Raw genomic sequence first — 20,180 nt, forward strand, 5'->3', positions numbered from 1 at the left:
CCCGCCGCACCCCGGATCGGTCCGGACGGGAACGGCGGAGTCGATGGGCGGCGCCGGTCGGCGTGACCGTGCCGGCTGACGCCGCGCTGACGAGGGCATCCGACAGGCGCCACGGTGAGACGGCTGTCGGGCGGTGCCCGGGCGTGCGGCCTACGCCTGCTACGGCCGGGGCAGGTAATCAGGTGGCGCGAAGCACCGTCTGCCCCTGGTGGGACGGCGGAGGTGCAGTCGAGCCGCGGACGACGAGTTCGACCGGTGGCTCGCTCACCGCAGGCAACTCGGTCTCCGGCTTTTCGATGGCGTGCACGAGCAGCCTGATGCCCTCTCCTGCCGCAGCGTCAAAGGGCTGACGCACAGTGGTCAGGGGAGGAGTGACGTAGGCGAAGACGGGGTTGCCGTCGAAACCGACCACGCTGATGTCCTCCGGCACACGCCGGCCGGCCTCCCGCAGGGCATGGATCAGGCCGATGGCCATCTCGTCACCCGCCACGAACACCGCCGTCACCGAGCTGTCCGCAGCCAGGGCGCGGCCTGCCGCGTAACCGGATTCCGGTGACCAGTCACCCTGGATCACCGGCGGTTCTTGTGCCCCCCGTGCTGCCAACGCCGCCCGCCAGCCGTCGATGCGGTCCGTGGTTGCGTACCAGCGGCCGCGGCCGGCGACATGGTGAACGGTCGTGTGCCCCAGGTCCAACAGATGATCGGTGGCCGCCCGTGCCAGGGCGTGCGCGCCGACGCCCACGGTCAGGGTGCGGGCAGAGGGAAAGGACGGCGGGGCGCCCAGGAACAGGACCGGCACGTCGATGCGGACGGAGACCTCTCCCTCGACGACGGGCTCGGAGACGACGATCCCGTCAACTCCCTGCTCAAGGAGGGACATCACCGCGCCGGCGATGCCTTCGGGGTCCCCGTCCGGCGTATTGACCACCCTCAACGCGTACCCGGCGCCACGCACCGCCTTCTCGATTCCCACGAGGAGCATGGCGGTTCCGTACCCGGCTGTGCCCAGGGCGATGACGCCGATGGAGCGATTCCGCCCCGATGCCAGCGCCCTGGCCGCGTGGTTCAGCCGGTATCCGAGTTTCTCGGCGGCACCGAGGACGCGTTGCCGGACCTCGTCGGAGACATACGGCTCGTTGTTGAGGACCCGCGACACCGTCTTGCGTGAAACGCCGGCCACACGGGCCACGTCCGCGCTGACCGGTGCGGGAGAAGCCGCACCGCGCCCCACCGATGGTGTCATGAGAGCTCCTGTCAGCCGTATGCCCGCTGCCTGCTGTGTCGCCGTCTGCTGCCTGCATCAGGCGAGGTCAACCGTATGACCGCGCGGTCACTGACCGCGCGGTCATATCTAGACAGCCGGATGGTCACGCGTCAAGAGTCCGCGCAGCACTTCCTTCGTTCACGGGCCGGATTTCTTCGTGAGGGACGGTTCACCCGCCAGGCTCTCCGCAGGGTCTTGACAGCAGATCCCTGGAAAGTTCACTCTTCGACGCGTCAGCCGATTGGATCTGTCCGATCGCGTTCGTTTCTGGTCGCATTGTCGACCGCTTCTTCCCGTCACGTCCCCTTGAGCCGATGCGCCATGCCCGGGCTGTGGCAGCCCCTCAGGAGCCGAAATGCGCTATTCATCCCCTGGTCAGCCCTTGCCTGGTACCAGCCGACGCGCCGTGCTGCGCGGACTCGGCGCGGCCGCCCTGCTGGGCGCGGGCGTTCCGCTGCTGTCCGCATGCGGCAGCAGCGGTGCCGCGTCTGACCCCAAGACCGTCACCCTCGGCTCCAACGCGTCGGACGCCGTGCCGAAGAAGGCGTTCGCCGACATCTACGCGGCGTTCAAAAAGCAGTCCGGGATCACGGTCGACGTGAACACCAAGGATCACAACACTTTCCAGGAGCAGATCAACTCCTACCTCCAGGGCACCCCGGACGACGTGTTCAACTGGTTCGCTGGCTACCGCATGCAGTTCTTCGCGGGCAAGGGCCTGGCCGAACCGATCGACGACGTGTGGGCGAAGATCGGGGACAACTTCCCTGACGCGATGAAGAAGCTCAGCAAGGGCGCGGACGGCAAGTACTACTTCGTGCCGATGACCACGTACCCCTGGGCAGTCTTCTACCGCAAGAGCGTCTTCCGGCAGCACGGCTACACCGTCCCCACCACCTGGGACGAACTCGTCGCCCTGTGCAAGCGGATGAAGAAGGACGGCCTGGTCCCGATCGCCTTCGGCGACAAGGACGCCTGGCCCGCGATGGGGACGTTCGACCAGATCAACTTCCGTACCAACGGCTACGACTTCCATGTCGAGCTGATGGCGGGCAGAGCCTCCTGGACCGACACGAAGGTCAAGGCCGCCTTCGACCACTGGGCCGAGCTCCTCCCCTACCACCAGGACGGTTCACTTGGCCGTACCTGGCAGGACGCCGCGCAGACACTGGTGGCGAAGAAGGCGGGCATGTACCTGCTGGGCAGCTTCGTGGCGCAGCAGTTCACGAACAAGGCCGACCTCGACGACCTCGACTTCTTCGCCTTCCCGGAGATCGACCCGGCCTACGGCCAGGACACCGTCGAGGCACCCACCGACGGCTTCATGGTCAGCAAGAGTCCGAAGAACCACGACGGTGTGGTCAAGCTGCTGGAGTTCCTGGGCACTCCGGAGGCCGAGCAGCTCTACCTCAAGTCCGACCCAAGCGTGGTGGCCGCTTCCGGCAAGGCCGACACCTCCGCCTACTCGGCGCTTCAGCAGAAGGCCTTCGAGATGATCGGCGGAGCCAAGAGCCTCACGCAGTTCATGGACCGCGACAGCCGGCCGGACTTCACCTCGACGGTGATGCAGCCCGCGCTGCAGAGGTTCGTCCGTGACCCCAAGGGGATCGACGGTCTGCTGACCTCGATCGAACGCCAGAAGAAGACGATCTTCGCGTCCTCGTAGTCGGGGGTTCTCCCAGCACCATGAGCATCGACGCCATGAAGACCCGTGAGGTGGCCGCCGTGCCACCTCCGGGCACCGCACCCTCCAAGAAGCGGGCTCCGCAGGGCCACCGCCGTCTGCTGACCCGCCGCGACCGGCTCACCCTCGGCCTGATGGCCGGGGTGCCGACGATCCTGCACGTGACCCTCGTCTGGGTCACCGCGCTCGCCTCCATCGCCCTGGCCTTCACCACCTGGGACGGCATCGGCTTCGACGCCATCAAGTGGGTCGGACTCGACAACTTCCAGGAACTGTTCACCAACAACCCGCAGTTCTGGCCCGCCGTAGAGCACAACGTCATCTGGTTCGTCGTGCTCATCCTGATCCCGACCCCGCTCGGGCTCTTCCTCGCGGTCCAGCTCGACAAGAAGATCCGGTTCAGCCGCATCTACCAGACTGCGTTTTTCCTGCCCGTCGTGGTGTCGCTGGCGGTCACCGGTTTCGTCTGGCAGCTGATCTACAACCCGGACACGGGCCTGATCAACAGCATCATCGGCGCCAACAGGCCCGGCCACTACATCGACTGGATCGGCGACCCGCATCTCAACCTGTGGGCGATCCTGGTCGCCGCCTGCTGGCGGCACACCGGCTACATGATGATCCTCTACCTGGCCGGTCTGAAGGGCGTCGACCCGTCGCTGCGCGAGGCCTCCTCGCTGGACGGCGCGAACGAGTGGCAGACGTTCAAGAACGTCATCTTCCCCACCCTGCGCCCCACCAACACCGTCGTGCTGGTGGTCACCATCATCGAGGCGCTGCGCGCCTTCGACCTGGTGTTCGTCTTCAACAAGGGCGCCCAGGGCACCGAGTTGCTCTCGATCCTGATCACCAACAACATCATCGGCGAGTCCAGCCGCATCGGATACGGCTCCGCGATCGCCGTCGTCCTCCTGGTGATCTCTCTCGTCGTGATCATCCCGTATCTGATCTCGACCTTCCGTAAGGAGCGGCGCGCATGAGTACGGTCACCGCCCTCAGGCAGCGCACGCCCGTCCGCCCCGCCCGGATCCTGCTGCACACGTTCCTCGTCGTGGCGGCCCTGGCCTGGCTCGCCCCCCTGCTGTGGGCGCTGCTCGCCGCCCTGCGCCCATACGCGGAGACCAGCGAGAAGGGCTTCGTCTCCTGGCCCGACAAGCCGAGCCTGGACAACTTCACCAACGCGTTCGAACAGTCGGACATGACGCACTACTTCGGGAACACGCTGCTCATAGCGGTCCCGGCGGTGCTGCTGACCTTGTTCCTGTCCTCCTGCGTCGCGTTCTACGTGAGCCGCTTCGACTTCCGGGTCAACCTCTTCCTGCTGCTGGTCTTCACCGCGGGCAACCTGCTCCCGCAGCAGGTCATCATCACCCCGCTGTACCGTCTGTACCTCCTGGTGGACCTGCCGGGCATCACCATGAGCGGCAAGCTGTACGACTCCGCGCTCGGCCTCGTCTTCATCCACGTGGCGTTCCAGTCCGGCTTCTGCGCCTTCGTGCTCAGCAACTACATGCGCTCCCTGCCCCACGAGCTCACCGAAGCCGCCCTCGTCGACGGTGCCTCGGTATGGCGCCTGTACTGGCAGATCGTGCTCCCGCTGTGCAAGCCCGCGATGGCCGCCCTGGCCACCTTGTTGTCCATCTGGATCTACAACGACTTCTTCTGGGCCATCGTGCTGATCTCCACCGGCGAGAACATGCCGATCACCTCGGCCCTCAACAACCTCTCCGGCCAGTACTTCACCGACCCCAACCTGGTCGCCGCCGGCGCCGTGCTCACCGCGATCCCCACTCTGATCGTGTACTTCGTGCTCCAGCGGCAGTTCGTCAGCGGCCTGACCCTGGGCGCCAACAAGGGCTGACCAGCCTCCGTCGCGCCACCCGTCCCCGACCTCTCGGAGCCCCACCCATGAGTACCGCACGCCGTCTTCGCATTCCCGGTATCGCCTACGGCGGTGACTACAACCCCGAGCAGTGGCCCGAGGAGGTCTGGGTCGAGGACATGCGCCTGATGCGTGAGGCCGGGGTGAACTTGGTCAGCGTCGGGATCTTCTCCTGGGCGCTGCTGGAGCCGTCCGAGGGCGTCTACGACTTCTCCCGCATGGACCGGATCCTCGACCTGCTCCACGAGAACGGCATCGCCGCCGACCTGGCCACCCCCACTGCGGCCCCGCCCGCCTGGTTCTTCAAGGCATATCCGGAGGCGCTGCCGGTCGACCGGGACGGGCACCAGCTGTCATACGGCAGCCGCCAGACGTTCTGCCCGTCCAGCCCCGCCTACCGCCGAGCGGCGCTGCGGATCGCCGAAGCCCTCGCCGAGCGCTACGCCGCCCATCCGGCCGTCGCCATGTGGCACGTCCACAACGAGTACGGCTGCCACAACGACGCCTGCTACTGCGACACCAGCGCCGCCGCCTTCCGCACCTGGCTGCGCGCCCGCTACGACAACAATCTGGACGCCCTCAACCACGCCTGGGGCACCACCTTCTGGAGCCAGTGGTACTACGACTGGGACCAGATCCTGCCGCCCCGCACCACCGCGGCTCCCCCGAACCCCACCCACCAGCTCGACTGGCGCCGCTTCTGCTCCGACGAACTGCTCTCCCTGTGCACCGCCGAACGCGAGGTACTGCTCCGGGCCGCTCCGGACACCCCCGCGACCACCAACTTCCTGGTCCTGCGCACAATCGACGCCCTCGACTACTGGCGCTGGGCACCGGAGTTGGACATCCTCTCCAACGATCACTACCTGCTGTCCGACGACCCGGAGGCCGAGGTCGACATCGCCCTGCACGGCGACCTGATGCGCTCGCTCGCGGGCGGCCCGTGGTTCCTCATGGAGCACTCGACCGGCGCCGTCAACTGGCAGCCCGTCAACCGTGCCAAACTCCCCGGGGAGATGCGCCGCAACGCGCTCGCGCACGTGGCCCACGGCGCCGACGGCATAGCCTTCTTCCAGTGGCGGGCGGCGAAGGCGGGCGCCGAGCAGTGGCACTCGGCGATGCTGCCGCACGCCGGCACCGACAGCCAGATTTGGCGCGACGTCGTCCAACTCGGCGCTGACTTGCGGGCGTTGGCCGAAGTGCGGGACTCCACCAGCACGGCACAGGTGGCGATCGTGTGGGACTGGGACGCCCGCTGGGCGCTGGAACTGCCCTCGCAGCCCAGCGGCGAGCTGCGCTACCAGGACCTGATTAGGGATTGGTATACCCCCCTGTGGCGAGCCGGGGTCGCCGTCGACTTCGTACGCCCCGACGACCCCGAACTCGACCGCTACAAAATCGTCCTGGCACCCTCGCTGTACCTGGTCACAGCGGCAGCCGCGGCAAACCTCGCCCGGTTCACCGAACGCGGCGGCACGCTCGCCGTCGGCTTCCACAGCGGCATGGTCGACGAGAACGCCCATGTGTACCTGGGCGGCTACCCCGGCGCGTTCCGCGATGTCCTCGGCGTGGTCACCGACGAGCTCTTCCCCCTGCTGCCGGACGAGACGAACGGCCTGACCGGCGGCGTGGCGCCGGGCGCCACAGCCGACCTGTGGTCGGAACGCATACGGCTCACCGGCGCACAGGCCGTCGCCACCCACGCCGACGGCCCCCTGGCCGGCCACCCCGCCGTCACCCGCCATCAGCACGGCGACGGCACCGCCTGGTATCTGGCCACCCACCCCGACCAGGACACGCTCACCGCCCTGCTCGACCGCATCCGTCAGGAGGCCGGCGTCACACCGGAGCACGGCGCACCCACCGGGATCGAGGTCGTCCGGCGCCGCGGCACGCAGGCCGACTACCTATTCCTCATCGACCACACCGGCAAGGGCGCCGAAGCACCTGCCGAGGGCGTCGAACTCCTCGCCGGCACCCCGGTCACCGGCACCGTCACCGTCCCACCTGGAGGAGTCGCCGTGGTCCGCGAACCCCGCTGATCACTGCAGCCGGCGGCGGGCCCTCGCTCCGGGCATGGAGTGGCCGGAGATGGCTGGCTCCCTCCTCGCCGGGACCCATCGCACGTCCGAGGGACGGGACCGCCCGCGACGACACTCACGTCGTGGGCGGGTGGCGCGCCGGGCGGTCGTCGGCTACGCCGTCCAGCTGGCCAAGACGGACGGTCGAAGCCCTCCCTCAGTCTCGACTGAAGGCGTAGGAGCCCGTCGCCCGCCAACTTCCACGCTGTACGAGGAGTACCAGCGTTCACATCCGAGCCACTGTGCTTCGAGATGTTCGGGGTCGGCCTTCCACTCCGCTATCGATGCCTCGTCCGCGTAGTAGATAACGAGATCGCCCTCGACCGCCGCGCCTTCGCCTACTGGGTCATCAGCCCCCACGGCTGGACGGTAGCGCCCGGGCAGTACCGGATACAGCTCGCCGACGACGCGCACGACGTCATCGCCGCCACCACGCTCAACCTTCCCAGTGACAAGCTCGTACGGCCGCTCACCCTTAGCTCCCCCATGGGTGACTGGTTCGGCCACCCAGTCGTCGGCCCCGCACTGATCTCCGCTATCGCGTGCGGGCTGGCCGAGGGGGAAGCCACGGCAGGAATCGCCGAAGCGCTGCGCCTGCTCTCCTCCATGGCCATGCGTCAGTGCCTCGGGTTCCCCCCAGACAGCTTCCGCAGGAGCTGCTGCAGAAGCTGATGGAGAAGGGCGAAGCGCCGTCCGATCCAACCGACACCTGAGACACGGCGCCCCGTCTCACCGGCCGGTCCCCACCGACCGCGGCCCGCTGTGCCGTCACACCAGCAGGTGGCGCCGTCGTTGCAGGCAGTGCAATCGGGGGCAATAGGGGCAGATCGAAGGCGTCAGCCCGCGCCTTCGGGACACTCCCGGCAGGCAGCCCTGGCGGGCAGCCAGCGTAGAGCACGATCATTCGACAGCTCTTGGAAGACGTCGAGTTCAGTGCCGCTCCCATTGGAAGGGCGTTTGCCACTGACGTCCGTCCAGGTCCCAGCAGCAGAGACGGACCCTGACGATGGCATAGGCGACCAAGATCCGGACCATATGCAGGCCAGCCTCCGTCCAACCTTCTCCATCGCCGCCATTCGTGCTGGTCAACGACTCAGAGGGCCTGTACCACCAGCAGACGAAGATTCTGCTGCGGCACCCTCGCACCGCAGCACTCGCCCCGGACAAAGCTTGCACCAGCAGGCAACCACAGACCCTGAATCTTGTCGACTCTCCACAAGACGCCAGAGCGAGTACCGAATTCCCTCGCCGGCGTACAGCACACTGCCCGCCAGGACATCACTCAGCCGCCGCCGTCGACCCGCCAAAACCGCTGCCCGCCACACAGCCATGCGCTGCAGAACCTCGCGAGATCAACTGACGAAGCGTCAGTAAAGTTAGCATTGGGTTAGCAAGTGTCCTGCCACAACTGCCCACAGACGGCGAAACCATGGAAAGGCCGAGCGCTACACATTGAGCCTGGAGAAGCGCCCAGCCTCCCACCAGCGAGCGATCGAAAGGTGGATACAAGGCACTGCGCCAAATCGCCCACCTGTCACCGAGCAACCACCCATCCCTGCAGGTCAGCGGACCCTTCCTCGCGGCTTCAGCGGCGTCGACGGCAGCTCGGGGGCCGGTAGCGGGTCCCCGTCGTACCCCTTCACCTCGCCGAATCTTGCACCTTCCATCCAGTCCCGACGAGCCTGTACGATCTCCTCCTGCGACCGTCCGATCCAGTTCCAGAACATGATCAGCTCCTCCTCGAAGGGCTCGCCGCCCAGGAGCATCAGGCCTGCGTCCGACTCGGCGCGCAGCGGGAGTTCGGTGCGGCCGCAGCCGAGGTAGAGCATCGAACCGGGCAGGACCGGCACGCCGTCGACGTGGGCCTCGCCGGACATGGACAGGACGGCGTACTCGAAGTCCGGCTCCAGCGGCAGGCGTACGTCCGCGCCTCGGGTGAGGGTCAGGTCGGCGCCGACGATCGGGGTGTACGTCGTTCCGGGCGAGGTCGCGCCGTCGAGGGTGCCGAGGATCAGCGTGGCCTTGAGGCCGGGAGCCGTGACGCGCGGCAGTTCGGCGTGGTGCTCGAAGTGGGGGTCGGTGTGGCGGTGGCCGTCCGGGAGGGCGACCCACAGCTGTGCGCCGTGCAGGAAACGGGCGTGCTGCCGGGGGCTCTCCTCGGAGTGGCTGATGGCCCGGCCCGAGGTCATGAGTCCCAGTTCGCGGGGGCGGATCGTCTGCAGGCTGCCGGTGGAGTCGCGGTGCAGCACCTCGCCCTCGTGCAGCCAGCTCACCGTCTGCAGACCCATGTGCGGATGCGGCGGCACCTGCATGCCGGGCTCGTCGGCGATGTCGTCGGGGCCGTAGTGATCGACGAAGCACCAGGCGCCGACCATGCGGCGGCCCAGGTTGGGCAGCAGACGGCGCACTTCGGTCGACTCGCCGAGCTTGACACGGCGAGGGCTGAGGAGTTCACGCACGGGCTCCGCCACGACGAATCCACGGCCGCCGCACACGGCGGGAACCGGCTCGCGATCAAGATTGCTCATGGCGCCAACCTAGCCCCGTCGAGGGCATCCCGTCAGTCCGTCACCCGGGCGTTCTCCCTCACCTTCGAAGAAATAGTAGCCATGTACATAGTAGCCATGTACTGTATCCGTCATGAGCACAGATTCCGAGAAGGCCACGCCCGGCTTCCTGGTGTGGCGTCTGTCGATGAAGTGGCGGGTGGCCGTCGACCGGGCAGTGGCCCCGCTCGGGCTCACGCACGCGCAGTACTCGCTGGTGGCCTCGTTGTACGGCATGCAGCGCAGCGGGGAGCGTCCCAGCCAGCGCCGCCTCGCCGACGTGACGGGCCTCGAGCCGCTGTACGTGTCCAAGCTGGCCCGCGCCCTGGAAGCGGCCGGCCTGATCGAGCGCACCCGGGACCCCAAGGACCCGCGTGCGGTGCAGCTGGCGCTCACCGAGCAGGGCCGCGAGGTCACCGGGCGCGCGATCAAGGTCGTACAGGGGCTTCTGCAGCAGTTGCTGCAGCCGCTCGGCGGCCTCGACAGCCCCCGCACACGGGAGTTCACCCGGGAACTGGCGACCCTGCTCGACGCACCTCTTGATCCGTTCGGCGAGAACACTGAGAGCGAGAAGGAGTAGTCATGACCACCACGGAACCGACCACCACATACACCAGCGCACCGCCCGCCGATCCTCGCGTCATCGCCCTGGCCCACTACGCAGGCCGTGCCGTCCTGGAGCACGTGCTGGCCGGTCACGGCGCCACCTTCCAGCAGCAGATCACCCTGCGGCCCCTCGCCGTCGAAGGGCCCCTCGAACGCGAAGAGCTCGTCGGGCAGGTCGCCGGTGCGCTCAAGGTCGAGGCGGCCGAAGTGCAGGGCGTCATAGAGGAACTCATCACCAAGGGACTCGTGGCCGACGAGGCGACCGGCGTCCACGCCACCGAAGCCGGACGGGCTTTCCACGCCGAAGTCAGCGCTGAGACCGCGGTGATCTCCGCGCGGATCTATGCCGGTATCCCCGCGGAGGATCTGGCGGCGGCCGGGCGCGTGCTGGCCCTGGTGGCCGAGCGGGCCAACGCAGAGCTGGCGGCGCTGGCGGGCTGAGCAGCCTCCCCGACACACCTGCACCCGTGGTGGAATGTTCAACGACCTCCTTCGGTTGGAGTGCACGAAGGAGGTCACGAGTGGAGATGACGTACTACGACCACGGAACACCGGCGGAGCGCTGGGAGCGCGCGCAGATGTTCTTCGACGCCAAGGACTACGCCGCCGCCGCGCGCGTGCTGGGCGGGCTGGTCGAGGAGGTGCCGGAGCAGACCGGACCGCGGCTGCTGCTGGCGCGTGCCTACTACCACTCGGCCCAACTGCGGCGCGCGGAGGGCGAGTTGCGCGTCATCGTCGAGCGTGACCCGGTGGAGCACTACGCCCGGCTGATGCTCGGCCGCACGCTCCAGCGGCAGGGGCGGCACGAGGAGGCCGAGTCGCACATGCGGATCGCCTCGGCGCTCGCGGGCGACTTCGAAGAGGTCTGAGCAACGCCGTGACTCCACGGCTCTGCGTCCGGGGCCGGTTCCACGGAGGAACCGGCCCCGGACACGTCTCCGCCCTGCACCGGGTCGCCTGCTTCACGGCCGCGCCCGGCGCTAGCCGGCGGAACGCCGAGCAGCACGGCTGAGCGACGCCCTGACTCCACGGCTCCGCGACTGGGTCCCGCCCCACGAAGGAACCGGGCCCCGGCCATGTCTCCGCCCGGCCCCGGTGCCCGCTACTTCACGGCCGGGGCCGGTGTGGACCGCCCCTTCCGGTGGGCGATCTCGCCGAGGAGGGCGTCGGCGACGATGAAGGCGGCCAGTGGAATGCCGAGCAGTGGGACGAAGTAGCCGAGGACGGCGATGCCGGCGACCGCCGGGACGAGGATCTGCGGGGGCACCTGCTGCCAGGCGCCGCGTGGGATCGGCCGGCCGAAGGCGGAGCCGCGGCCGCGCTGCCACCACATGCGGTAGCCCCAGACGATCAGCAGGATCAGGGAGAGCGCGAGGAGCATCAGGGCGATCTGGTTGACCAGGCCGAACAGAATGCCGGTGTGCAGGTCGATGCCCCAGCGGGTCAGTTTGGCGAGCAGTGGGTAGTCGGCGAAGCGCAGTTCGTCGGTGACTTTGCCGGTGGCCGGGTCGACCGCGACCGAGTCCTGCTTCTCGGGCCAGCTGCGCTGCACCTGCTTGACGACGTATGCGGAGTTCGCATCGGCGGGCGGCACGATCTCCACCGGGTCGGACAGACCCTTGGCCCGGGCCGCCGCCAGTATCTTGTCGAGGCCGACGCCGTGTTCGCCGGACCCGGTGGTGGCGGAGGCGCCGTGCCCCGCGTGGTCGCCGCCCGCCGCCGCCGAGACCGACGGAGTGGCCTGACCGAGCGAGGTACGCAGCGTGTCGATGTTCGCCCCGGCGTAGGTCGACCAGGTCAGACCGGTCGCCGACAGGAAGACGAACCCGGCGGCGGCCCACACGCCGACGGTGCCGTGCAAACCGAGCGTGCGGCGCCGCCCGCTGGTGCCGCGCACCTTGCGCAGGGCCCGGCGGCGCGAGAACCACAGCACCAGGCCACCGCCGGCAATCACCCACAGCCAGCTCGCGGCGAACTCGCTGTAGAGCCGACCGCTGTCGCCGAGGTGCAGGTCGCGGTGGAACTCGTCGATCCACGTCCGCAGCGGCAGCGCGCCCGTCGAGCCGTACTGTTCGAGGGCGCCGCGCACTGTGCCGGTGTACGGGTCCACGAAGACGGCGAGGGTGTGGTCGGGGTCGACTCCCTTGACGCCGGACAGCATCACACGGGTGGTGGCGTCGGCCTCCGGGGATGGCCGTACCGCCGAGACGGTGCCCTCGGGGTGCGCCTTGCGCGCCGCGGTGACCTGCTGGGATATCGGCAGCTTGGTGTCGCCGACCTTGGCGACGGTCGTCTCGTGGGCGTACACGAGCTTCTCGGCCTGGAACGCACCGGCGTAGAGGAACCCGGTGACGGCGGCGACGAGCAGGAACGGCGCGACGAACACGCCGGCATAGAAGTGCAGTCGCAGCACCAGCGGGCGCAGCGCCGCCAGGCGGCTGGGGGACGGCGCCGGGGCGGCGGCGGCCGGTTGCGGGGCCTCGTCCGGTGGGAGTCCCCCCGCTGGGCCGGAGCCGGAAGTGGGGGAGGTCGAGGGAGCGGTGGACATCGGCGGGCTTCTCCGGGAGACGGGGACGTGAAGTGGCGTAGCGGTCCAGTAGTCGGGAGCGGGGCCCGCCGAGTTCCCTGTGACAGAAGTGGTCCGCGTCACACACCGAGACGGCAGTGGCCGAAGTCCATGACATCCTGGTCCGATGGCAACTCCCCGTGACCACGCGCCCCTTGCCGAGCAGGTCGAGGAACTTCTCGCCGTCGGCGGCCCGTTGCCCATCGTCGCGGCGGGTGACCCGGTCCTGAGGCGCGGCACCGAGCGCTTCGAGGGCCAGCTCGACCCCGCGCTGCTGGCCCGCTTCATCGAGGCCCTGCGCCTCACCATGCACGAAGCACCGGGGGTGGGCCTCGCCGCACCGCAGGTGGGCGTGCCGCTGCGGATCGCGGTGATCGAGGATCCGGCACCGGTGCCGGAGGAGGTACGGCTGGCCCGCGGCCGGGTGCCGCAGCCGTTCCGGGTGCTGGTCAATCCGACGTACGAGCCCGTCGGTGCGGCCCGCGCCGCGTTCTTCGAGGGCTGTCTCAGTGTGCCGGGCTGGCAGGCGGTGGTGGCGCGGCACGCAGAGGTGCGGCTCACGTGCGAGGACGAGGTGGGGCGACCGGTGGACGAGGTGTTCAGCGGCTGGCCGGCACGGATCGTGCAGCACGAGACCGATCATCTCGACGGCGTTCTGTACCTCGACCGGGCGGAGCTGCGCTCGTTGTCGTCGAACCAGGCGATGGCGGAGCGGTGGACGCAAGTGACGCCGGAGGGGGCGGCTCAAGCTCTGGGTTTCGATCTCCCGTGACCGCCGTGAAGAACGTTTCTGCAGGTGCGGGCGCTGCTACTGTGACCGCCGTGACTCAGATCAAGTTGCTGGCAACCGCCGCCTCGTGCCTCAGCGAAGGCACTTGTCCTGCCGTCTTCGAACTGCCGAACGGCGATCTGGCCCTCATCGGCTCAGAAGCTCCCGGCGAGTTGCACGACCAGCTCCCCCAGGGCGCCGGTGTCGGGCCGGGTGAGCGCCTCGTGGTGGTTCCCCGCAGCCTCGCCGTCGCAGCAGGATGGCAGCTTCCTTCAGTTTGAGGTCCTCACTCGGCTCCTGGCCGGTCTGCCTGACAACGCTGGTAGGCGAGTTCGGCCATCTCGTAGAACTTCCACATGGAACCGCCGGGCGCCGTACCTCCCGCGCGTATCGGGCGCGACTGCTCCCAGAACTCGCTGATCACCTCACTCTGAAACAGTCGGAACATGCTCGCCTCCACCTCGTCGACCGATGTGTAGTTCACCGTGTACGCCATGTAGTGGAATGAAATGATCAGGTTGGCATACAGGAACTGTTTCCTCTTCTCCTCAGAGACATCGGTCCCCCAGCCCGGCCACACGTCGGCAAGCAGGGGATCCTCGATGGCCGCACTCAACAGGGCTTGGTGCTGCTCCCGCACGGCTGCCTCGGCCATTCGCTGAGCACACTCGTTGTTTATGCGCGCGTACTCGCTCTGCGACATCACCTCGTTGAGCTGCGCGTCGAGCAACTCCCGCTGCATCTGCGTCTCTTGACGTTGCTGATGGAACGTCCGGACCATGAAGACGAGCACGATCATCGACGTCACACCGGCTGCCGCCCCGAACGCCTGGCCCGCGTTGCCGCTCTGCGGAGACTGCAGCCCCGGTACGCGCACCAGAAACACGGTGACCAGAATCGAGGCGACGCAGGCCGCCACGACCAGAGCGGTCGCGGCGGCCAGTTCCTTCACCAACTTGAGCCCAGACATCGCCCAGCTCCCCCCTGACGCCCGTGAAATGCCCTCGTGGCGTCACCGCCAACTGGCGCACGGACGGCGCAAAGAGGCACATGCCGTCAAGAAATCCCAGGCGCAGCTGTTGGACGTCAGTTGTCCCGGTACGCCTCCAGCAGCCGCAGCCACACCTCGCTGATCGTCGGGAACGACGGCACCGCGTGCCAGAGCCTGCTGATCGGGACCTGGCCCGCGACCGCGATGGTGGCCGAGTGGATGAGTTCGCTGACGCCGGGGCCGACGAAGGTGACTCCGCGCAGGATCTCCTCGTTCAGGTCGACGATCATGCGGGCGCGGCCGCGGTAGCCGTCGGCGTACAGGCCGGCGCCGGAGGCGGAGGTCATGTCGACGTCCACGGCCCTGACGCGGTGTCCGGCCTGTTCCGCCTCCGCGAGGGAGAGGCCTACGGCGGCCGCCTCCGGGTCGGTGAAGACGACCTGGGGGACGGCGTGGTGGTCGGCGGTGGCGGCGTGCGCGCCCCAGGGGTCGGATTCCAGGAGCGGGACGCCGGAGGCGCGGGCGGCGATGGCGGCGCCCGCGATGCGGGCCTGGTACTTGCCCTGGTGGGTGAGGAGGGCGCGGTGGTTGACGTCGCCGACCGCGTAGAGCCAGTCGCTGCCGGTCACGCGCAGGCTGTCGTCGACCGGGAGCCAGCTGCCCGGCTCCAGTCCGACCGTCTCCAGGCCGATGTCGCCGGTCTTCGGGCGGCGGCCGGTGGCGAAGAGGATCTCGTCGGCCTCGATGCGGTCGCCCTGGTCGGTCACCACCACGACCGTGCCGTTCTCGCGGGTGACCGACTCGACCGAGGTACCGGTGCGGACGTCCGCGCCGGCCTCGGTGAGGGCCTCGGCGACCAGCTCCCCGGCGAAGGGTTCCATGCGGTTGAGCAGGCCCTTGCCGCGCACCAGGACGGTGACCTGGGATCCGAGGGCCTGCCAGGCGGTGGCCATCTCGGTGGCGACCACTCCGCCGCCCACCACGACCAGCCGGCCCGGTACCTCCTGTGCGCTGGTGGCGTTCCGGCTGGTCCACGGCTTGACGTCGGCCAGGCCCGGCAGGTCGGGCAGGACGGCGTCGGTGCCGGTGCAGACGGCGACGGCGTGCCGGGCGGTGAGCACCTTCTGCCCGCCGGCGGAGCCGGTGACGGTCACCGTGCGCGGGCCGGTCAGGCGGCCGTGGCCGCGGTGCAGGTCGGCGCCGATGCCGTCCAGCCATCCGGCGGCGCCGTCGTCGTGCCAGTCGGAGGTGTAGTAGTTGCGGTGCGCGAGGACCGCGGCGGCGTCCAGGGGGCCCTGCACCGACTGGCGCAGGCCCGGTACGCGGCGGGCGTCGGCGCGGGCGATGACCGGGCGCAGTAGGGCCTTGCTGGGGATGCAGGCCCAGTACGAGCACTCGCCGCCGACCAGCTCGCTCTCCACGACCGCGGTGGACAGGCCGGCCGCGCGGGTGCGGTCGGCGACGTTCTCCCCCACGGGCCCGGCCCCGAGCACCACGACGTCGTACGCGATGGTTTCCGTTTCCGTCATGAGGTCAGTCTGGTGGGTGGTGTGCGCTCAGGCCACACGGGTAGGGGCGCGGAATACGTGACCGGCCGGCCGTGTTGTGCCGACGGCTTCGCCCCGACAGCAGGAAGAGGGAATTCAGGTCATGAGCAGCACCGTGGAGCTCACCAAGGAGAACTTCGACCAGACGGTCACGGACAACGACTTCGTCCTGATCGACTTCTGGGCGTCGTGGTGCGGGCCGTGCCGTCAGTTCGCGCCGGTCTACGAGAAGGCGGCCGAGGACAACCCGGACCTGGTGTTCGGCAAGATCGACACCGAGGCGCAGCCGGAGCTGGCCGCGGCCTTCGGTATCCAGTCGATCCCGACGCTGATGATCGTCCGCGACCAGGTCGCGGTGTTCGCGCAGCCGGGCGCGCTGCCCGAGGCCGCCTTGACGGATGTCATCGGCCAGGCCCGCAAGCTGGACATGGACGAGGTCCGCAAGGCGGTCGCGGAGCAGCAGGCGCAGGCCGAGCAGAACGGCCAGTAGCCCTCTCTGGAGCAGTAGCCCTCTCTAGAAGGGATACGGCGCCACGTCACCGCGCACCGTCGTCCAGCGCACGTCGGTGAAGGCCTCCAGGTTGGCCTCGCCGCCGAAGCGGGCGCCGGTGCCGGACGCGGCGATGCCGCCGAAGGGCGCCACGGCCTCGTCGTTGACCGTCTGGTCGTTGATGTGGACGATGCCGGTCGGGATGCGTTCGGCGAGGTCGAGACCGCGGGCGGCGTCGCGGGTGACGATGCCGAGGGACAGGCCGTACTCCCCCGCCGACGCCAGGGCTGCCGCCTCGTCGACGGTGGCGAAGGACCGTACCGGCGCGACCGGACCGAAGACCTCCTCGGCGTAGGCGGGGCTGTGATCGTCGACGCCCGCGAGGACCGTCGGACGGTAGAACAGGCGGTCGTGGGTGCCGCCCGCGGCCAGCTTGGCGCCGCCTGAGGTGCTGGCCTCGACCAGGCCGTGCACCTTGGTCAGCTGGGCGTCGTCGATGATGGGCCCGAGGTGGACCTGCTCGCGGTGCGGGTCACCGACGGCGAGGGAGTCGGCCTTGGCGGCGAGGCGCTCGACGTACTCCTCGTACAGCGACTGGTGCACCAGGTGGCGGCCGGTCGTCATGCAGATCTGGCCCTGGTGGAAGAACGAGCCCCACGCGGCCGTGGAGATCACGGCGTCCAGGTCGGCGTCCTCGAGGACGACCATGGCGGAGTTGCCGCCGAGTTCCAGGTGGACGCGCTTGAGGTGGCGGCCGCCCGCCTCGCCGACCGCGCGGCCCGCTGCCGTGGAGCCGGTGAAGGAGATGACGGGCACCTTCGGGTCGGCGACCAGGGCCTGGCCGACGTCCGGGCCGCCCGGCAGGATGTGCAGCAGGTTCTCGGGCAGGCCTGCCTCGGCGAAGACCGCGGCGAGGGAGAGCCCGCCGCAGACCGCGGTGCGCGGGTCCGGCTTGAGGACGACCGCGTTGCCGAGCGCGAGGGCCGGGGCCACCGAACGGATCGAGAGGATCAGCGGGGCGTTGAACGGGGAGATCACGCCGACCACGCCGACCGGGATGCGGCGCGTGTACGACAGCCGGGGCGCCTCGCTGGGCAGGATCTGCCCGGCCGGGCGTGAGGCGAGGGCGGCGGCCTCGTAGCACTCCTGGGCGGCCACATGCAGCTCGAACTCGGCCTTGCCGGGGATCGAGCCGGACTCGCGGACGATCCATTCGCGCAGCTCATCCGCGTGCGCGGCGAACAGGTCGCCGGCCTTGCGCAGGACGCCGGCGCGGACGAAGTGCGGGACGCGGGCCCACTCGGCCTGGGCGGCGCGGGCGGCCTCGGTGGCAGGGGCGACGTCCGCTGCCGAGGCGAGAGTGACGGTCGCGAGGGTGTCCCCGGTGGCGGGCTCCGTCACGGCGTACTCCGGTCCCGACAGGGGTCGGGACTGCCAGGTCTTCGGGTCGAGCAACGGCATGACGGCTCTCCGTTTCGTCACCGGCGGGACTCACGTCATCAGCGGAAGTCCCGTGTAGTTGGCGGCCAGTTCGGCGGCCGCGTGGCGGGATGCGGCGATCCGGCGCAGACGTGTCAACTGCAGGCGGTTCTCGAACGCATCCCCATCTGGTTGAGCATGCAACATCTTAGTCATGTCGTAGGAGAAACGCGTGGCCTGCCACACCCGTGCGAGGCAGATCTCCGAATAGGCGTCGAGGAGTTGCTCGGATCCGCTGCGGTGCAGCTCGGCGAAGGCGCGGGCGAGGACGCGGACGTCGGAGACGGCCAGGTTGAGGCCCTTGGCCCCGGTGGGCGGCACGATGTGGGCGGCGTCGCCGGCCAGCAGCAGCCGGCCGTGGCGCATCGGTTCGTGGACGTAGCTGCGCATCGAGGTCACGGACTTGGCGGTGATCGGGCCGCGGTGCAGGGTCCAGTCGGCGTCGACGGCGAAGCGGGCGGCGAGCTCGTCCCAGATGCGGTCGTCGGGCCAGTCCTCGGGGTCGGTGTGGTTGGGGACCTGGAGGTAGAGGCGGGACAGCTGCGGGGAGCGCATGCTGTGCAGGGCGAAGCCGCTCGCGCCGCGCGCGTAGATCAGCTCCTCGCAGGAGGGTGCCACGTCGGCGAGGATGCCGAGCCAGGAGTACGGGTAGTCGTGCGCGTACGAGCGGCTGCTCGCGGCAGGGAAGGTGTCGCGGGAGATGCCGTGGAAGCCGTCGCAGCCGATCACCCAGTCGCAGGTCAGCGTCTGCTCGCGGCCCTCGTGCAGGAAGCGTACGACGGGCGAGGCGCTCTCCGGCTTCTCGATCGCGAGGGCCTCCGCCTCGAACAACAGGGGTGGCCCGTCGGCCAGTTGGAGGGCGACGAGGTCCTTGACGATCTCGGTCTGGGCGTAGATGGTGACGGTGCGGCCACCGGTGAGGGCCGGGAAGTCGATGTGGTGGCGTTCGCGGTCGAAGCGCAGCTCGATGCCCTGGTGGACCAGGCCCTCGGCGTTCATGCGCTCGGCGGCGCCGGCCTCCCGCAGGGCGTCCACGGTGCCCTGCTCCAGCATTCCGGCGCGCTGGCGGTGCTCGACGTACTCGCGGGTCCTGACCTCCAGGACGACACAGTCGATGCCCGTGCGGTGCAGCAGCCGGGCCAGGAGCAGTCCGGCGGGGCCGCCGCCGATGATGCCGACCGTCGTGCGCATGGGCGCCTCCCGTGGCTTCAGCTGGAGTCGCGGTGGACCACCGTGGCTCCCAGCACCTTGTGCGTCTCGGGCGCGGCGCCCGGGTTGCGGACCGCGCGGTCGACCAGTTCGGCGAGGTCGCGGCCGGACGGCAGCTCGATGTGGACCGTGCTCAGCCGGGGCCTGAGCAGTCGGCCGAGCATGAGGTCGTCGGCGCCGATCACGGCCGTGTCCTCCGGGATGCGCACCCCCGCGTCCTGCAGGGCGCGCATCAGCAGCATCGCGTACTCGTCGTTGTACGCGAACACGGCGTCCAGGTCGAGCTCACGCCAGCGGGCGGCGAGGCGCGCGGCGGATTCCTCCTCGTAGCCGAGCGGCAGTTCGGTGACGGTGGCGTCGGTGCCGTGCAGGGCGCGGCGCACCCCTTCGAGCCGGGGCAGGGAGAAGGACTCCAGGCCGTCCTCCTCGGGTACGACGACGCCGATGCGGCGCCGGCCGCGGTCGAAGAGATGGCTGCCGGCGCAGTGGCCGACGGCCTCGTGGTCCATCAGCAGGGCGTGGGCGCCGTCGACGGAGTCGGGGCCGAGGGTGACGACGGCCCGGGCGCCGGAGCGCTTGAGCACGGTCACGCCCTGCGGGGTGAGGGAGCCGGGGCCGGGCACCAGGACCGCGACCGGGCGCAGCTCGGCCCAGGCACGGGCGGCCTCGTCGCCGTGCACGCCGACGGAGCCGTACTGCACGACCGTGTAGTCGAGACGGCCCAGCGCCCACTGCAGCTCGCTGATGAACTGGCTGTAGAGGGGGCCGACCGGGAAGCTGGGCGCGGGCATCAGGACCATGCGGCTGTGCCCGGCGCGCAGGCTGCGGGCGGCCGCGTGCGGGACGTACCCGAGTTCCTTGGCCGCCTCGTGGACACGGCGGCGCGTGGGCTCACTGATCCGTACGGCGCTGGCGTTGTTCAGGACGTAGGAGACGGTCGCGCGCGAGACGCCGGCCAGGCGGGCCACATCGGCGCTCGTGGGCACGGAGCGCGGTGCGGGCGACGAGGACGCGGGCGTTTTCGGTATCTGCACCATGACGTACGGCATCTTTGCAGAACCTGTGG

19 protein-coding genes are annotated in these 20,180 nt (G+C 69.4%); 11 read left to right on the plus strand and 8 right to left on the minus strand.

Translation table 11 applies throughout. The features are described from left to right. Positions 1-178: 178 nt before the first annotated feature. Positions 179-1,243, minus strand: a complete 1,065-nt coding sequence (locus ABT254_RS06030; protein ID WP_351464189.1) for a LacI family DNA-binding transcriptional regulator — start codon at positions 1,241-1,243, stop codon at positions 179-181. A gap of 376 nt (positions 1,244-1,619) precedes the next feature. Here ABT254_RS06030 and ABT254_RS06035 point away from each other — a divergent pair, with 376 nt between their 5' ends. From ABT254_RS06035 to ABT254_RS06055, 5 genes are all read left to right on the plus strand, one after another. Continuing rightward, positions 1,620-2,930, plus strand: a complete 1,311-nt coding sequence (locus ABT254_RS06035; protein WP_351464192.1) for an ABC transporter substrate-binding protein — start codon at positions 1,620-1,622, stop codon at positions 2,928-2,930. A gap of 20 nt (positions 2,931-2,950) precedes the next feature. After that, positions 2,951-3,928: a carbohydrate ABC transporter permease gene (locus ABT254_RS06040; RefSeq protein ID WP_351464194.1), complete on the plus strand. Its 978-nt coding sequence runs from the start codon at positions 2,951-2,953 to the stop codon at positions 3,926-3,928. Beyond that, a complete protein-coding gene (locus ABT254_RS06045) occupies positions 3,925-4,809 on the plus strand; it encodes a carbohydrate ABC transporter permease (protein WP_351464197.1) in 885 nt (294 codons plus the stop codon). Before ABT254_RS06040 ends, ABT254_RS06045 begins: the two co-directional genes overlap by 4 nt. Before the next feature lie 47 nt (positions 4,810-4,856). Beyond that, positions 4,857-6,872 (plus strand): beta-galactosidase, encoded by a 2,016-nt coding sequence (locus ABT254_RS06050; protein WP_351464200.1) that lies wholly within the window; start codon positions 4,857-4,859, stop codon positions 6,870-6,872. Positions 6,873-7,163: 291 nt separating this feature from the next. Continuing rightward, positions 7,164-7,583: a hypothetical protein gene (locus ABT254_RS06055; protein WP_351464203.1), complete on the plus strand. Its 420-nt coding sequence runs from the start codon at positions 7,164-7,166 to the stop codon at positions 7,581-7,583. A gap of 890 nt (positions 7,584-8,473) precedes the next feature. Here ABT254_RS06055 and ABT254_RS06060 read toward each other — a convergent pair. Continuing rightward, positions 8,474-9,439 carry a pirin family protein gene (locus ABT254_RS06060; RefSeq protein ID WP_351464206.1) on the minus strand — a complete coding sequence of 322 codons (966 nt, stop codon included), beginning with the start codon at positions 9,437-9,439 and terminating at the stop codon, positions 8,474-8,476. A gap of 112 nt (positions 9,440-9,551) precedes the next feature. On the opposite strand from ABT254_RS06060, the gene ABT254_RS06065 reads away from it, so the two are divergent. From ABT254_RS06065 to ABT254_RS06075, 3 genes are all read left to right on the plus strand, one after another. Then, complete coding sequence (locus ABT254_RS06065) at positions 9,552-10,037, plus strand: MarR family winged helix-turn-helix transcriptional regulator (RefSeq protein WP_351464209.1); 486 nt, start codon at positions 9,552-9,554, stop codon at positions 10,035-10,037. A 2-nt stretch (positions 10,038-10,039) separates the two neighbouring features. Then, positions 10,040-10,504: a MarR family winged helix-turn-helix transcriptional regulator gene (locus ABT254_RS06070; protein WP_351464212.1), complete on the plus strand. Its 465-nt coding sequence runs from the start codon at positions 10,040-10,042 to the stop codon at positions 10,502-10,504. Between the two features lie 80 nt (positions 10,505-10,584). Then, positions 10,585-10,932, plus strand: coding sequence for a tetratricopeptide repeat protein (locus ABT254_RS06075; RefSeq protein ID WP_351464215.1), 348 nt, complete (start codon positions 10,585-10,587; stop codon positions 10,930-10,932). Positions 10,933-11,165: 233 nt separating this feature from the next. Here the strand turns inward: ABT254_RS06075 and ABT254_RS06080 are convergent, their stop codons facing one another. Next, positions 11,166-12,611, minus strand: a complete 1,446-nt coding sequence (locus ABT254_RS06080; RefSeq protein ID WP_351464217.1) for a PepSY-associated TM helix domain-containing protein — start codon at positions 12,609-12,611, stop codon at positions 11,166-11,168. A gap of 145 nt (positions 12,612-12,756) precedes the next feature. Between ABT254_RS06080 and ABT254_RS06085 the strand changes: the two genes are divergently transcribed. Next, positions 12,757-13,401, plus strand: a complete 645-nt coding sequence (locus ABT254_RS06085; RefSeq protein WP_351464220.1) for a peptide deformylase — start codon at positions 12,757-12,759, stop codon at positions 13,399-13,401. A gap of 50 nt (positions 13,402-13,451) precedes the next feature. After that, on the plus strand, positions 13,452-13,679 hold the full coding sequence (locus tag ABT254_RS06090; protein WP_351464223.1) for a hypothetical protein: 228 nt from the start codon (positions 13,452-13,454) through the stop codon (positions 13,677-13,679). A gap of 5 nt (positions 13,680-13,684) precedes the next feature. Here the strand turns inward: ABT254_RS06090 and ABT254_RS06095 are convergent, their stop codons facing one another. Together ABT254_RS06095 and ABT254_RS06100 are read right to left on the minus strand one after the other, a co-directional pair. Further along, entirely contained in the window at positions 13,685-14,368 is a 684-nt protein-coding gene (locus ABT254_RS06095) for a DUF6082 family protein (protein WP_351464225.1), read from the minus strand. A 116-nt stretch (positions 14,369-14,484) separates the two neighbouring features. Further along, positions 14,485-15,918 carry a dihydrolipoyl dehydrogenase family protein gene (locus ABT254_RS06100; RefSeq protein ID WP_351464228.1) on the minus strand — a complete coding sequence of 478 codons (1,434 nt, stop codon included), beginning with the start codon at positions 15,916-15,918 and terminating at the stop codon, positions 14,485-14,487. A 121-nt stretch (positions 15,919-16,039) separates the two neighbouring features. On the opposite strand from ABT254_RS06100, the gene trxA reads away from it, so the two are divergent. Beyond that, the gene (trxA, locus tag ABT254_RS06105; protein ID WP_099933232.1) at positions 16,040-16,426 is read left to right on the plus strand and encodes a thioredoxin; all 387 of its coding nucleotides are present in this window, start codon (positions 16,040-16,042) and stop codon (positions 16,424-16,426) included. 24 nt (positions 16,427-16,450) lie between these two features. On the opposite strand, the gene ABT254_RS06110 is transcribed toward trxA, so the two are convergent. From ABT254_RS06110 to ABT254_RS06120, 3 genes are read right to left on the minus strand one after another with little or no spacing between them, the layout of a single operon-like run. Further along, positions 16,451-17,887, minus strand: coding sequence for a benzaldehyde dehydrogenase (locus ABT254_RS06110; protein WP_351464230.1), 1,437 nt, complete (start codon positions 17,885-17,887; stop codon positions 16,451-16,453). Between the two features lie 30 nt (positions 17,888-17,917). After that, positions 17,918-19,096 carry a 4-hydroxybenzoate 3-monooxygenase gene (locus tag ABT254_RS06115; RefSeq protein WP_351464232.1) on the minus strand — a complete coding sequence of 393 codons (1,179 nt, stop codon included), beginning with the start codon at positions 19,094-19,096 and terminating at the stop codon, positions 17,918-17,920. A 17-nt stretch (positions 19,097-19,113) separates the two neighbouring features. Further along, a complete protein-coding gene (locus tag ABT254_RS06120; protein WP_351464234.1) occupies positions 19,114-20,163 on the minus strand; it encodes a LacI family DNA-binding transcriptional regulator in 1,050 nt (349 codons plus the stop codon). Positions 20,164-20,180: the final 17 nt, after the last annotated feature.

It is taken from the genome of Streptomyces sp. NPDC001137 (genome assembly GCF_040298885.1).
Classification (GTDB): Bacteria; Actinomycetota; Actinomycetes; order Streptomycetales; family Streptomycetaceae; genus Streptomyces.

Coding starts and splice junctions, on each gene's coding strand:
- ABT254_RS06030 (WP_351464189.1), bottom strand. CDS start 1,243: ATGACACCATCGGTGGGGCGCGGTGCGGCTTCTCCCGCACCGGTCAGC.
- ABT254_RS06035 (WP_351464192.1), top strand. CDS start 1,620: ATGCGCTATTCATCCCCTGGTCAGCCCTTGCCTGGTACCAGCCGACGC.
- ABT254_RS06040 (WP_351464194.1), top strand. CDS start 2,951: ATGAGCATCGACGCCATGAAGACCCGTGAGGTGGCCGCCGTGCCACCT.
- ABT254_RS06045 (WP_351464197.1), top strand. CDS start 3,925: ATGAGTACGGTCACCGCCCTCAGGCAGCGCACGCCCGTCCGCCCCGCC.
- ABT254_RS06050 (WP_351464200.1), top strand. CDS start 4,857: ATGAGTACCGCACGCCGTCTTCGCATTCCCGGTATCGCCTACGGCGGT.
- ABT254_RS06055 (WP_351464203.1), top strand. CDS start 7,164: ATGTTCGGGGTCGGCCTTCCACTCCGCTATCGATGCCTCGTCCGCGTA.
- ABT254_RS06060 (WP_351464206.1), bottom strand. CDS start 9,439: ATGAGCAATCTTGATCGCGAGCCGGTTCCCGCCGTGTGCGGCGGCCGT.
- ABT254_RS06065 (WP_351464209.1), top strand. CDS start 9,552: ATGAGCACAGATTCCGAGAAGGCCACGCCCGGCTTCCTGGTGTGGCGT.
- ABT254_RS06070 (WP_351464212.1), top strand. CDS start 10,040: ATGACCACCACGGAACCGACCACCACATACACCAGCGCACCGCCCGCC.
- ABT254_RS06080 (WP_351464217.1), bottom strand. CDS start 12,611: ATGTCCACCGCTCCCTCGACCTCCCCCACTTCCGGCTCCGGCCCAGCG.
- ABT254_RS06085 (WP_351464220.1), top strand. CDS start 12,757: ATGGCAACTCCCCGTGACCACGCGCCCCTTGCCGAGCAGGTCGAGGAA.
- ABT254_RS06095 (WP_351464225.1), bottom strand. CDS start 14,368: ATGTCTGGGCTCAAGTTGGTGAAGGAACTGGCCGCCGCGACCGCTCTG.
- ABT254_RS06100 (WP_351464228.1), bottom strand. CDS start 15,918: ATGACGGAAACGGAAACCATCGCGTACGACGTCGTGGTGCTCGGGGCC.
- trxA (WP_099933232.1), top strand. CDS start 16,040: ATGAGCAGCACCGTGGAGCTCACCAAGGAGAACTTCGACCAGACGGTC.
- ABT254_RS06110 (WP_351464230.1), bottom strand. CDS start 17,887: ATGCCGTTGCTCGACCCGAAGACCTGGCAGTCCCGACCCCTGTCGGGA.
- ABT254_RS06115 (WP_351464232.1), bottom strand. CDS start 19,096: ATGCGCACGACGGTCGGCATCATCGGCGGCGGCCCCGCCGGACTGCTC.
- ABT254_RS06120 (WP_351464234.1), bottom strand. CDS start 20,163: ATGCCGTACGTCATGGTGCAGATACCGAAAACGCCCGCGTCCTCGTCG.